The 13239-nt window shown below is 52.3% G+C and carries 9 protein-coding genes and 1 riboswitch; of the genes, 6 read left to right on the top strand and 3 right to left on the bottom strand.

Features of this window, described 5'->3' with window-relative positions:
• Positions 1 to 41: 41 nt before the first annotated feature.
• Positions 42 to 1253, bottom strand: a complete 1212-nt coding sequence (locus tag TRICHSKD4_RS19115; protein ID WP_009468571.1) for an NADP-dependent isocitrate dehydrogenase — start codon at positions 1251 to 1253, stop codon at positions 42 to 44.
• 440 nt (positions 1254 to 1693) lie between these two features.
• Here TRICHSKD4_RS19115 and TRICHSKD4_RS19110 point away from each other — a divergent pair, with 440 nt between their 5' ends.
• The gene (locus tag TRICHSKD4_RS19110; RefSeq protein ID WP_009468570.1) at positions 1694 to 3670 is read left to right on the top strand and encodes a methyl-accepting chemotaxis protein; all 1977 of its coding nucleotides are present in this window, start codon (positions 1694 to 1696) and stop codon (positions 3668 to 3670) included.
• Positions 3671 to 3876: 206 nt separating this feature from the next.
• Complete coding sequence (locus TRICHSKD4_RS19105; protein WP_009468569.1) at positions 3877 to 5982, top strand: bifunctional diguanylate cyclase/phosphodiesterase; 2106 nt, start codon at positions 3877 to 3879, stop codon at positions 5980 to 5982.
• 51 nt (positions 5983 to 6033) lie between these two features.
• Here the strand turns inward: TRICHSKD4_RS19105 and TRICHSKD4_RS19100 are convergent, their stop codons facing one another.
• The gene (locus tag TRICHSKD4_RS19100) at positions 6034 to 6951 is read right to left on the bottom strand and encodes a hydrogen peroxide-inducible genes activator (RefSeq protein WP_009468568.1); all 918 of its coding nucleotides are present in this window, start codon (positions 6949 to 6951) and stop codon (positions 6034 to 6036) included.
• 174 nt (positions 6952 to 7125) lie between these two features.
• Here TRICHSKD4_RS19100 and katG point away from each other — a divergent pair, with 174 nt between their 5' ends.
• Together katG and cutA are read left to right on the top strand one after the other, a co-directional pair.
• Positions 7126 to 9360, top strand: coding sequence for a catalase/peroxidase HPI (gene katG / locus TRICHSKD4_RS19095; protein ID WP_009468567.1), 2235 nt, complete (start codon positions 7126 to 7128; stop codon positions 9358 to 9360).
• Positions 9361 to 9491: 131 nt separating this feature from the next.
• The gene (gene cutA, locus TRICHSKD4_RS19090; protein ID WP_009468566.1) at positions 9492 to 9809 is read left to right on the top strand and encodes a divalent-cation tolerance protein CutA; all 318 of its coding nucleotides are present in this window, start codon (positions 9492 to 9494) and stop codon (positions 9807 to 9809) included.
• Between the two features lie 16 nt (positions 9810 to 9825).
• On the opposite strand, the gene gltS is transcribed toward cutA, so the two are convergent.
• Complete coding sequence (gene gltS, locus TRICHSKD4_RS19085; protein ID WP_009468565.1) at positions 9826 to 11028, bottom strand: sodium/glutamate symporter; 1203 nt, start codon at positions 11026 to 11028, stop codon at positions 9826 to 9828.
• Between the two features lie 293 nt (positions 11029 to 11321).
• On the opposite strand from gltS, the gene TRICHSKD4_RS19080 reads away from it, so the two are divergent.
• A complete protein-coding gene (locus TRICHSKD4_RS19080) occupies positions 11322 to 12149 on the top strand; it encodes a class I SAM-dependent methyltransferase (protein ID WP_009468564.1) in 828 nt (275 codons plus the stop codon).
• Between the two features lie 84 nt (positions 12150 to 12233).
• A riboswitch (cobalamin riboswitch) is annotated at positions 12234 to 12446 on the top strand.
• 55 nt (positions 12447 to 12501) lie between these two features.
• Positions 12502 to 13185: an energy-coupling factor ABC transporter permease gene (locus tag TRICHSKD4_RS19075; RefSeq protein WP_009468562.1), complete on the top strand. Its 684-nt coding sequence runs from the start codon at positions 12502 to 12504 to the stop codon at positions 13183 to 13185.
• Positions 13186 to 13239: the final 54 nt, after the last annotated feature.

Here is a 13239-nt window from a genome sequence, read left to right as displayed (position 1 = left end):
GCCGGATTTGATTGAAATCGAAAGACTCAAAGACTGGTGCTTTAGCTCATTGCCTTCCGGAGGTTTTCATCGATCTTGTCGAGGAAGCCTGTGGTGGTCAGCCAGTTTTGCTCAGGGCCTACCAGAAGCGCAAGATCCTTGGTCATGTAGCCGCTTTCGACGGTGTCGATGCAGACTGTTTCCAGCGTCTTGGCAAAGCGAGCGAGCTTGCCGTTGCCGTCCAGCTTGGCGCGGTGAGCCAGACCACGGGTCCATGCAAAGATTGAGGCGATGGAGTTTGTGGACGTGCTTTCGCCCTGTTGGTGCTGGCGATAGTGACGTGTCACGGTGCCGTGGGCAGCTTCTGCCTCAACGGTTTTTCCATCCGGCGTCATGAGGACAGAGGTCATCAAGCCGAGGGAACCGAAGCCTTGGGCCACTGTGTCGGACTGAACGTCGCCATCGTAGTTCTTACAGGCCCAAACGTAGCCACCAGACCATTTCAGGGCCGAGGCGACCATATCGTCGATCAGGCGGTGCTCGTACCAGATGCCTGCATCTGCGAACTTTTCCTTGAACTCCGCTTCATAGATTTCTTCAAACAGGTCCTTGAAGCGTCCGTCATAAGCTTTGAGGATCGTGTTCTTGGTGGACAGGTAACAGGGCACCTTTCGACCCAGCGCATAGTTCATGGAAGCGCGGGCGAAGTCGCGGATGCTGTCATCGAGATTGTACATGGCCATGGCAACGCCAGCCGACGGGGCGTCGAAAACTTCGCGTTCGATTTCCTGCCCGTCTTCGCCAACGAACTTGATGGACAGCTTGCCCTTGCCCGGGAACTTGAAGTCAGTCGCGCGATATTGGTCACCAAAGGCGTGACGGCCAACGATGATCGGCTGCGTCCATCCCGGAACCAGACGCGGGACGTTTTTCATGATGATTGGCTCTCGGAAGATCACGCCGCCGAGGATGTTGCGGATTGTACCGTTTGGAGACCGGTACATCCGTTTCAGACCAAACTCCTCTACGCGGGCTTCATCCGGCGTAATTGTCGCACACTTGACGCCAACGCCATGCTTTTTGATCGCATTGGCAGCATCGACGGTGATTTGATCGTCGGTACGATCCCGCTCTTCCATACCAAGGTCATAATATTCCAGCGGCAGGTCGAGATACGGGTGGATCAGCTTGTCCTTGATGAACTGCCAGATGATCCGCGTCATCTCATCGCCATCAAGTTCAACGATCGGATTATCGACTTTGATCTTCGACATAGTGTCTTGGGACCTCGTTTCGGAAGGTGAATTGGAACGAAATGAATTGATTGTGCGCAGTTGTATACAAAATCAAGATATGCAGCGCAACTTTGTCTCGTAAGGTTTTAACAGAGCAATTCGACAGGCGGAAGATTGTGGTTCTTACACAGTGATGATGCCAGGTTTTTGGGATGAGATCGTCGAAGGGACGACTTCTGTTCTTGGTTGTTATATTTACTGCTGCATTTAAAATTTGTTTCTATGAAAGTCAGATTTATGGTAATTATTCCCTATGTATTATTTATGTAATATAGTAATTAATTGAATTAATTTACATTTGTACTTAATTATCAGAAAGATATATTGATCAATTTCTTCATTGTGGCGACTGGCTTCGGGTGGTCGCGAACGCCGATGTGCTGCACTGGTCGCTCAATCGGCTATAATGGAGAATGATCGTGCTGAATAAGTTGTCGATTTCAGTCAAGGTTTTTGGTGGTTTCTTGACAATTTTGCTCTTGCTTCTTGTGATGGCCGGTAACGGGTATCTCAATCTGTCCTCAGCAGAAAAGACTGATCAAGCAGGCCGTGTTCAAGCCAAACTTCTGGCGACGCAGCTGGCCGTCAAAAACTTCATTATTCAAAGGTCCGAAAACAGTAACGCCATCGTGCGGGACCATGCCGACAGCACGCTTGCGCTTATTGAGAAATTACTCGTTTTAACAAGTGAGTATCCCAAGCTGCAGTCCATTGCACGGGAGGCTGGGAAGCAAGTTTCGTCCTACGGGCAAGCGTTTGAGTATGTGAACAAGTTTCAGACTGAACGGGATAAGATGATCAGCGAAAAGCTAGATGTCATCGGCCCCAAGATGGAGCAATCCATTACGACAATTATGCAAGACGCATTTGATCATCGTGATCAAAAAGTTGCCTACCTTGCAGGGGTGGTGCAACGCGACTTGGCTTTGGTGCGTCTCTTCGCCACGAAATATCTGTTGCAATATGAAAAAGAGACTTTTTTTCGCGCTCGGCGTGAGTATCGAGCACTTCATGATAGTCATGAAGAATTGTTGCGCAATCTGACTGACCCCAAACACATAGCCTCGGCTGCACAAGTCCGCACGATGCACAAGCAGTATTTTGATGCATTCAAGTCTGTACGAGATACCGTTCGCGCCAGAAACTTCATTGTCGAAAATACACTAGATCAGGCTGGCCCCGCTGTCGCTTCTCAGATGGAGCGGCTGAAAAAAGCCATCAAACAGCAACAGGAAGAACTTGGCGTAGAGGTTCGCAAAGCGTCGCAGGACTCTTTGGTGATTACACTGGTTGTCGCTAGTATCAGTATAATACTTGGAGCCCCATTCGCTCTAGCAATTGGTCGGGGAATATCGAGCCCAATCAAGAGCATTACCAGTGCGATGAAGGCACTGGCGGACGGCAACAAGGCAATCGAAATACCAGGCCGCGATCACGGCCATGAGATTGGGGAGATGTCTTCAGCTGTTGAAGTCTTCCGTCAGAGTATGATCAGAGCAGATGAAATGTCTGTGCGTGAGGCTGAGGCAGCAAGGAAACAAGTAGCTCGTGCTGAAGCACTGGATAAGTTGACCCGAGACTTCGATGAAAATGTATCCGAACTCCTTGAGGCCATGTCTGAAGCTTCCGGCGAAATGGATTCAACTGCGACATCAATGTCTGGTATTGCAAATGAGACAAGCCAACGCGGAGTGACGGTTGCCAACGCGGCAGATGAAGCGTCTTCCAATGTTCAAACCGTTGCTGGCGCGACAGAAGAACTTTCCAGTTCTATTGGCGAAATCATGAGGCAGGTTGAGCAATCATCTGCGATTGCTCAAAGGGCAGTTGGGCAGGCAAGTGACACCGATAACCAGGTGCGTGGACTTGCGTTCGCATCGGACAAAATCGGCGAGGTTGTAAAGCTGATTTCCGACATTGCCGAGCAAACGAACCTTTTGGCCTTGAATGCCACAATTGAGGCTGCGCGTGCAGGTGACGCCGGTAAAGGTTTTGCTGTTGTAGCCGCTGAAGTAAAGGACCTTGCCAACCAAACGGGCCGAGCAACTGAAGATATCAGCGGTCAAATTGCCAACATTCAGTCTGAGACGAATGAGGCGGTTGAAGCGATCAAATCTATCGCTTCGACTATTTCACAAATCAATGAAATCTCGTCTGGAATTTCCGAAGCTGTAGAACAGCAATCTCTTGCAACGTCTGAGATCGCCCAAAATATCGAACAGGCATCTTCTGGAACGCAGCAAGTGTCATTCAATATCAGGGAAGTGAACCGAGTTGCCGAACAATCCAAGGATACTGCTGCCGCGCTGACTGGGGTTGCGGGTGGATTAAGTCAGAAATCAGCAAAACTGAGATACCAGGTAGAAGACTTCTTAGCGGCGGTTCGGGCAGCTTGAGTTAGAACTGCAACGGTTCGGATAAAGAGGAAGTTAGGCTCTCTTGGTCTGGCTTTCTCTCATCATATTTTCCTGAATATCGATTTCGCGACGACCGGCTCAGTTGGTCCAATTTGCATTTCGCAGCGTAATCCCCTCAATATAACTTTAAGGAGATTATTCTAGAAATACCCGCAATAAGTGTTTTATGCGTGAGGCAGGCGTTAATGCGAACGCAACTGGGCAAGACATTGAGGGGAGCACTTGACCGCGTATTTGTGCGCGCGACCGTCTTTTCTGTCTTCGGAATGTTGGTGTTCACACTCGCTCTAATCGGCATCAACTACACCTCCCAAGCTTCCAAGATCAAAGAGCGCTTTGAGCGATTTGCAGAGCAGAAGGCTGAAAGCGTGGCGCGTGTCGCTGCGGTGGATATCCATGCGCGTCGATCTGACGATGTCGAACTGCTTTTGAACGCGGTATCTGACGACCTGGTCATAGCAGCGAAAGCCTACACCCTGTCGGGTCGGGAGTTTGCCAGTGATAAGAAATCGTCCAGCCCGCTTGCAAGAATTGTCATCAATCCGGATGCAGCACTGGCTGCTTCAAGTGGGGATGTTCAAACGAGAGTTTCAGAGAGTTTTTTAGACTATATCGTCCCGGCGAGGGTAAAAAGTCGAATTGTTGGAAGCGTTCTGGTTCGAATCTCCAGAAGTGATTTCCTCACCTTGCAGAAAGATGTGAGGGATCAAGTCATTGTCACCCTCATATTGGTTTTTGCGCTCTTCGTTCCAATCATCGCGGGCCTCATGCATCGCGCGACAGCTGGTATCAGTGAAATAACTTTGGCTGCCAAAACGGCAGCTGATGGACATTTGAACGTGGAGGGGCTTCTTTCGGCTGAACCGCGCGGCGAGGTGGGGCAGTTACAGACTGTTTTCCGCAAAATGATTTCCAACATGCGAGAAGGTCTGCAAGAGATCCAGCGGCTTGTCTATTCAGATGGGATCACCGGGCTTCCGAACCGGACGTGGCTTGAAAAGTTCGCCGGAGAATATACCAGCCAAAAGGACAATGCTGACGGGTTACTGCTTTTCGCGGGCTTGGATAAATTCAAACTCATCAACGATATGCATGGATACCGAGTGGGCGACGCTGTTCTCAAGCAGTTGGCACGCCGTTTCAAGGTCGCAATTGAAGAGCTGTCAAACTACTACAAAACGACTGCCCCTTTTGTGGCACGATTTGCTGGCGACGAATTCGTGGCCTTCATTCCCGGTCAGTTCACCGACGAAGATATTGAAGCGTTTGCTCAGGAACTCGTAGATCGTATGGGCCGTTCAGTTCGTGTGGAACAGCTTCTTTTTTCGATTTCAATGAGCGTAGGATGCGTTCGCTCTGAAGGAAAAGGCGAACCGTTTTCTGACACGCTACAAAATGGCAATCTCGCCATGCACAAAGCGAAAAGCTCCGGTCGCGCGCGATTTGTATGCTATTCGAGCCAACTCCGTGACGAAATTGTCCAGCGCGAGTTCATGGAAACGCGCTTGCGGCAGGCGTTAGAGATAGGGGCCCTTTCTGTGCACTATCAACCCAAGGTCGACATGGTCGAACATCGGATTGTCGGTGCTGAAGCTCTTGTGAGATGGCAAGATCCTGAGCTCGGATCAGTATCACCCGTGCACTTTGTTCCGATTGCCGAAGAAACTGGCCTCATTTTTCAAATCGGTGAGTTTGTAATGAAAAGGGCGCTTGAGGACATAGGGCAGGTGCGTGAGCTTGGATATGATCTTTCGGTTGCCGTCAACATCTCACCCCAGCAACTCTACAGCCCCAGTTTCACCGACCGGGTGTTAGGGGTCATTGGTGAAAGCGGGTTCCCGACTGACCGTTTGGAACTGGAAGTGACGGAATCGAGTCTTGTTGATTACAGCCAGAACATCATGAACAAGATTATTCCGATCAAGGATGAGGGGGTGAGTTTTGCAATTGATGACTTCGGTACGGGGTATTCCTGCCTGAACAGTCTTGCTGGCATGCCGTTCAATACTTTGAAGATCGATAGGTCGTTTATATCTGATCTGGCAAACAGCGAGGGGCGGCGGAGAATTGTTGAGTTGATCCTTCTCATGGCGAACCAATTGCATATGGAGACCGTGTCAGAGGGGATTGAAACCGAATTGCAAGCCGAGTGTATTCAGGCTTGGGGTGGGCGCTATGCGCAAGGGTTCCTCTGGAGCAAGCCAGTTCCAATCGAAGATTTTCGGCTGTTGCTAGCAAATGGCAACCTGTTTAATTCGATGGAGAAGAAACCAATTTCTCCTTTGCACTAAACCATTTGGGCGAATTGAAGTTGATTGATGCCCGCAAGGAATTCCGCCGGTTTACTTGCCTTGAATCAACTCCTTCATTTTGAGTTCAATCGTTTCTCGTGTGGCATTGCAAATGTCTTCCAACTGACGCGCCAGCGGAGTTGAATTTCGCCAGACCATGCCAATCGTGCGGGTTGGTTTCGGTTGTTTGAAGCTTGTTACTGTCACTTTGGCGGATTGGGTTTCAATCGGCACGGCCATTTCGGGAATGAGAGTGACACCAAGACCGGCACTGACCATTTGAACCAGAGTGGCAAGAGAATTGGCGTCCAGCACTTCGCGTGATGTGCCGGGCCGAAAGTTACAAAAGGCGAGGGCTTGGTCGCGAAAGCAGTGGCCCTCTTCAAGGAGCAGAAGGCGCATTTCGCGCAAAGCATCCGGATTGGGGATAGGTTTGTTGGCGTCCGCTTCCGGTCTGACAAGCACGAAATTTTCGTCAATGAGCGGGACTTCGTTGATGCCCGCTTCCGAGACGGGGAGGGCCACGATGGCTGCATCCAACTTGCCGTTGTTCAACTCTTCCAGAAGTGTGGGCGTGATTGTTTCTCGAATATGGATGTCGAGGCCAGGATGGTCTTTTTGCAACCTCTGGATCACAGCAGGCAGCAGGTAAGGGGCAATGGTGGGAATCACACCGATTCTCAAACGGCCAACAAGGCGCTCTGAAGAGGCGCGGGCGAGGTCTTCCAACTCGTCAATTGACTTCAGAATCTGGCGGGCGCGTTCGACGGCTTCTTCCCCAAACGGCGTGAGGCGCAGTTTTTTTACGCTTCGTTCAAAGATTGGCGCGCCGAGAAGGCTCTCCAGTTCCTTGATTTGCATGGAGAGGGCGGGTTGCGAAATCGCGCAGGCTTCTGCGGCTTGTCCGAAATGGCCTGTGCGAGCAAGCGCGTCGAAATAGTGCAGTTGGCGAATGGTGAGTGGGGTCATTGGTTTTTCTTATCACATAGATCAGAAAAACAAAATTTACCTGATGAAACTCCGTTGCTAGGGTGTCACGTGTAACCGGTAGTTAGTGGCGCTAGGATCAGTGACCCGCTATCGGGAAAACAGTTTCGTATAAGGTCAGTTTCGACCTGCTTTAGTTCTTATTGGGAGAGTGTAATGGACGCGCCGAGCAGCGAAAAAGGTGGTGTTTGCCCGTTTGGTGGCAAAATTCAGGTAACCAACCGTGACTGGTGGCCGAAACAGCTGAATCTGCGCATCTTGCGCCAGAACTCAGCGCTGGTGGATCCGATGGAAGCCAGCTTCAATTATCGTGAAGAGTTCAAATCTCTCGATCTGGAAGCTGTCCGGAAGGACCTTTACGCGCTGATGACAGATTCGCAGGATTGGTGGCCGGCAGATTATGGTCACTATGGCGGGTTGTTCATCCGTATGGCCTGGCACAGCGCCGGAACTTATCGGACCGCAGATGGCCGTGGCGGCGGCGGTACGGGCAGCCAGCGGTTTGCCCCGCTCAACAGCTGGCCGGACAACGGCAACCTCGACAAGGCGCGTCGTCTTTTGTGGCCGATCAAGAAGAAATATGGCCGTAAGCTCTCCTGGGCCGATCTTATGATCTTGGCCGGGAATGCCGCCATTGAATCCATGGGCGGTAAAACGTTCGGGTTTGCAGGCGGCCGCGCGGACATATGGGAGCCGGAAGAAGACATCTACTGGGGTTCTGAAACCGAGTGGTTGATCGGCAGTGACAACCCGAATAGCCGCTATGAAGGTGCTCGCGATCTTGAGGGTGGTGACTTCGGCGCTACCAAACTGGAAAACCCGCTGGCCGCCGTGCAGATGGGTCTCATTTACGTGAACCCGGAAGGCCCGGACGGAAAGCCGGATCCGGTCGCCTCTGGCCGTGATATTCGTGAAACCTTCGCTCGTATGGCGATGAATGACGAAGAAACCGTTGCGCTGACTGCTGGCGGTCACACCTTCGGCAAAGCACACGGTGCTGGCGATGCGTCTCAAGTTGGCGTGGAACCTGAAGGTGCGCCGCTCGAAGCACAAGGCTTGGGATGGCTTAGCACGCATAAGAGCGGCAAGGGCATTGATGCCATCACCAGCGGTATCGAAGGCGCTTGGACCCCGAACCCGATTGCCTGGGACAACGGCTATTTTGACGTTCTCTTCGGCTATGAGTGGGAACTGACAAAGAGCCCGGCTGGCGCATGGCAGTGGGAGCCAAAAGACCTGAAGGATGAGGATCACGCCCCGGCTGCCGACGGCAATGGCAAGGTAAAGATCATGATGACCACGGCCGATATGGCCATGCGCATGGACCCTGCCTATGAGAAGATCTCCCGTCGGTTCCATGCCAACCCGGCTGAGTTCCAGGAAGCTTTTGCGCGGGCATGGTTCAAGCTGACCCACCGTGATATGGGGCCGAAGTCTCGCTATCTTGGCTCTCTGGTTCCAAGTGAAGACCTGATCTGGCAGGACCCGATCCCGGAAGCCAATCATGAGCTGGTCAATGATCAGGATGCCGCAGACCTGAAAGCCAAGATCCTTGCATCTGGTCTTTCCGTTCAGGAACTGGTTTTGACTGCTTGGGCGTCTGCCTCTACCTATCGTGGTTCCGACATGCGTGGTGGTGCCAATGGCGCACGTGTTCGTCTTGCTCCGCAGAAGGATTGGCAGGTCAATAATCCGGCCCAGCTGGCCAAAGTGCTCGGTGTTCTGGAAGGCATTCAGTCCGACTTCAACGGCGCTCAGTCCGGCGGCAAGCAGGTCTCGCTGGCTGACCTGATTGTTCTCGGCGGGAACGCCGCGATTGAAAAGGCTGCAAAGGACGCCGGTCATGACGTGACTGTTCCGTTCTCTGCGGGTCGTGGTGATGCGACTGCCGAGCAGACGGACGCTGAGTCCTTCGACGTTCTGGAGCCACAAGCTGATGGTTTCCGGAACTACGAGAAGACCAAGTACACCCTGCGGGCTGAAGAGCTGCTCGTCGACAAGGCACATCTGCTGACACTGACTGCACCGGAAATGACGGCTTTGGTCGGTGGCATGCGCGTCCTTGACGCGAACTGGGACGGCTCCAAGCACGGCGTTTTGACGAACCGTCCGGGCCAGCTGACCAATGACTTCTTTGTCAATCTGCTGGACATGGCGACCGAATGGAAGCCAGTGTCCGAAGGCGAAGATGTCTTTGAAGGCCGTGATCGTGCATCTGGTGAAATCAAGTGGACCGGTACACGTGTTGATCTGGTCTTCGGCTCCAACTCTGAACTGCGGGCTTTGTCTGAAGTCTATGCAAGCGACGATGCGGGCGACAAGTTCGTCAATGATTTCGTGGCTGCTTGGGCCAAGGTCATGAATGCAGACCGGTTTGATCTGGTCGACTAAGCTTTAAGGCTTGTCCTAATATTACAGCGTCCCGGCTAAGTTGGGGCGCTGTTTTTGTTTTTGAGACTTGGTTTGACAGTTTATGGCTGAGATAGAAAAACGTTGCCAGGATCACAGGGGAACTTGAAGGAATGATCATAAGCGTATGCACCACAACCGAAACCCGCGAGGAAGCCAAGGCTATTGCGCGAGCTTGTGTCGAGGCTGGAGTGGTGGCCTGCGCGCATTTGGATGAAATCGAAAGCTGTTTCTTTTGGGACGGAAGCGTTCAGGAAGAGTGCGAGATCCGGCTAATGCTCAAAACGACAGATGAGTCTTATGATCAAGTCGAGAAGATCATCCAGACCCACCACGGCTACGATGAACCCGCGATTTATGTCTTGCCGATTCCCAATGGCAGCGACAGCTATCTGCAATGGGTTCGGGATCACTCAAGCGGCAAACGTTGAGTGATCCGAAGGAGCCTTAAAGGCTCAAGAACCACTGAATCATTGCTGCATTGGCAAGGTCGACGAAGAACGCAGAGACCAGTGGCAGGACGATAAACGCCAGCGGAGAGGGGCCGTAGCGCTGGGTGACGGCTGTCATGTTGGCAATAGCCGTTGGAGTGGCGCCAAGGGCAAAACCCGCAAAGCCAGCTGACAGGGCCCCTGCAAAATAGTTGCTGCCCATCAGTCGGAACACGATGAAAACAATGAAGAACGTTGCGACAAAGGCTTGTGACAGGATTGTTGTGGTGAGCACCCCTGCGCTGGAGGCAAGTGTCCAGAGCTGCATGCTCATGAGGGACATTGCCAGGAACACACTGAGGCTGAACTCCTGAATAAGTGCCATTGAGGCTGACCGCGCCGGCCACTCAACACCGGAGAGGATGCTCGGCAGTGTGTTGGAAAGAACTATTCCGGCCAACAGGCATGGCACGAACAAGGGCAACAATATGCCAGCTTCCTGAATAATCCCATGCACGGTGTAGCCAATCGCGATGGCGATATGAATCCAGAGGATCGAGCGGAGAACGCCGGGGTTGGTGATCGGGTCTTGTGCCGTTTTGACTGTTTCGCTCGGCTTTTCATCGGCGGTCTTGTCGTCGTCCGGGCTTAAATTCTTGCGTTCAATGAGAAAGCGAGCAATTGGCCCACCCAGCAAACTGGCGATAATCAAGCCCATCGTGGCTGTGGCAATGCCCAATTCTGCTGCGCCAACCACTCCGTATTCGTTCTCAAGCACCGGGCCCCAGGCAATGGCTGTTCCGTGTCCGCCGATCAGGGAAGCGGTGCCCAGCATTACTCCGGCTTCAGCAGGTAGCCCCCAGAGCAGCGCGTTGACCATACCAACGAGGTTTTGCAGGCCCATGCACAAAAGGGTGAGGACCAGCAAAATACCAAGAAGAGGCCCTCCCTTGACGAGATCGGCAAAGCGAGCGTTGAGGCCGACTGTCGTGAAAAAGTAGACGAGCAGAACGTCACGGGCTGCCAAGTCAAAGGACACCTGCCTGCCAGTGATGAGAACGATGCACAAGATGATGAATGCGGTGAGCAGGCCACTACTGACAGGTTCGGGAATGGAGAACTCCCGAAGAAATGCAACCCGTTGATTGAGGTGCATTCCAAACAGGTAGACGACAATTCCAATTGTCAGGGCGGCAAAAGCATCGATCTCAATGGGCATTACAAAATCCGCAAATCTGTCAGAAAACCAAGCGTCGGCAACCTGACCGCATTTTAATTTGGATTCAAGGTTGTGATGGCTCGCAATCGGAAAACTATAGGCTGTGTACCCAAGTTCGAGAGTTATGGGCAGGAGTTCTGTGTGATCATCTGAGCCTATCAAAATTATCTACAGAACCGATTTCTTAATTCTCCTTCAAACTGCCAGTTTTCCGTCCGAACGGGACGCGCGCTCAATCAAAATGTCATGAACAAAGGAGCTTCGGGATAACTTGGTCCGGAGCCTAAAAGGCTGTGAACACCGATATTTGTGAGCGATCAATCACACTGGATTTCCAGAGCCAACATTACATGGATGTCCATCTCAACTTCCGACGTCACATCACAGATCAGGGGCATTTGATGGAAAGGGCCCTGGTTGAAATGATCCTTTTGGAAGTTCGCTGCTGCGATCTAAAGCGGTTGCGGCTCGCCAGTATAGGGCCGGGGACCGGTATCCTCGATGCACCGCTTGTTGCATTGCTTCAAGAGCATGTCGAAGTTGAGTATCTGGGCGTTGATCCCAACAAATTTGAACTGGACATGGCGCGCAGGCGATTTTCAGCTGCTGGTATTGAAAACTATGAACTACGCGAGGGGATATTTGAAGATCTCGGCCCGGAATATGCCGGAACCTTTGATGTCATAATAGCAGTTCACGTCACTTACTATTCTTCAGATGTCAGGCCGATGATTTCCAAGGCTATGGAGATGTTGGCGCCTGAAGGGAAATTGATGACAATGGTGTCGTCTAACACACCGCAGAACGAGCTTTTCAAGGATACAACTCGTCCGGAGCGCGGCTTTGATCCGGTCATGTCGGCGGAGTACCGCCAACTGCTGTCGGAACTGGGGCAAGAGTATACAGTTGGCACCCTCAAGGCCGAAATCGATCTCACCGCATATCAGGAAAACCCGGAGAGTGAGGGGAGTTATCGTTTTCTCGATTTCTTCCTGCATGCCGACAGCCGGTCTCTTCCCGAGGACCGTTTGCGGAGATATCGACGGGTGATTGAAAACCAGATGATCCGTGATGGCGCTCGTGCGATTTTGCCCCATCACGTCGACCTCGTGATCAGTTAGAACGGTAGCTGTACTATTGTAGGCAATTGAAAGAAGGCCAGCATACAGCTTTGCAGATTCTGCCTTGCAAGCAGTTTTAAAAACTTGCAAGGATCACGCTACGGTTCCGCCAAGCAAACGTGTCGGCGGATTAAATGGGAACACGGTGAGGCGTACCCAAAAGGGACCAAATCCGTGGCTGCCCCCGCAACTGTCAGCGGAAAGCAATGCCCTTCATGCCACTGACCATCTGGTCGGGAAGGCGGACAAAGCAAAGACCCGTGAGCCAGGAGACCTGCCGTACACGACGCCTTTTCTCTGAAGGCAATCTGAAATGACTTCGCGCACGGTGGGTGCGCTAAGGAGTAATAAAATGCATATTGAACCGGGTATCGTCGATGGTGCAAAGATGGCGCTGTCTTACGGAACAGCGGCTGTTTCTGCTGGCTTGATTGGCAAAATGTTTCTCGACACCTTCCGCCAGGATGGTGGTATTGTTGGTCTGACAGCGCGCAGTGTGATTGCGACGGCGCTGGTCTTTTCGTTCTTTGAACTACTGCCGCACTATCCGGTGGGTGTCTCGGAAGTTCACTTCATTCTCGGCTCGACGCTGTTTCTTGTTTTGGGCGCGGGCCCGGCAGCTGTCGGACTTGCGCTCGGGCTTCTGCTGCAAGGGGTGGTTGTGGCTCCGTTCGATCTGCCGCAATATGGCATCAACCTCACCACACTTATTGTTCCGCTCTATGCGGTCAGCCTGCTGGCGAACAAGATCATCCCGACCAAGACAGCCTACAAGGACTTATCCTACGCACAGGCTCTGGCGCTTTCGACCACCTATCAGGGCGGTATTGTGGCCTGGGTTGCTTTCTGGGCGTTCTACGGCCAGGGGTTCGGTGCGGAGAACATGGTGTCGGTCAGCACTTTTGGTGCAGCCTATATGCTGGTTGTTCTGGGCGAGCCGCTTCTGGACCTTGCTGTCCTGGCCGGTGCGAAGACCCTTGCACCCTTGGCGGACAGCCCGCTCTTTACCAACCGCCTGCACCGCGCTGCAGCTTGAGTAGAGCACTTTTTGAATTGAGAAAGGGCGGCCGATTGGCCGCCCTTTTGGTTT

Origin of the sequence: Roseibium sp. TrichSKD4 (assembly GCF_000148725.1) — a bacterium.
Classification (GTDB): domain Bacteria; phylum Pseudomonadota; class Alphaproteobacteria; order Rhizobiales; family Stappiaceae; genus Roseibium.
Note: the sequence above shows the minus strand (reverse complement) of the source record. Positions and strands in the feature narration are given on the sequence as shown.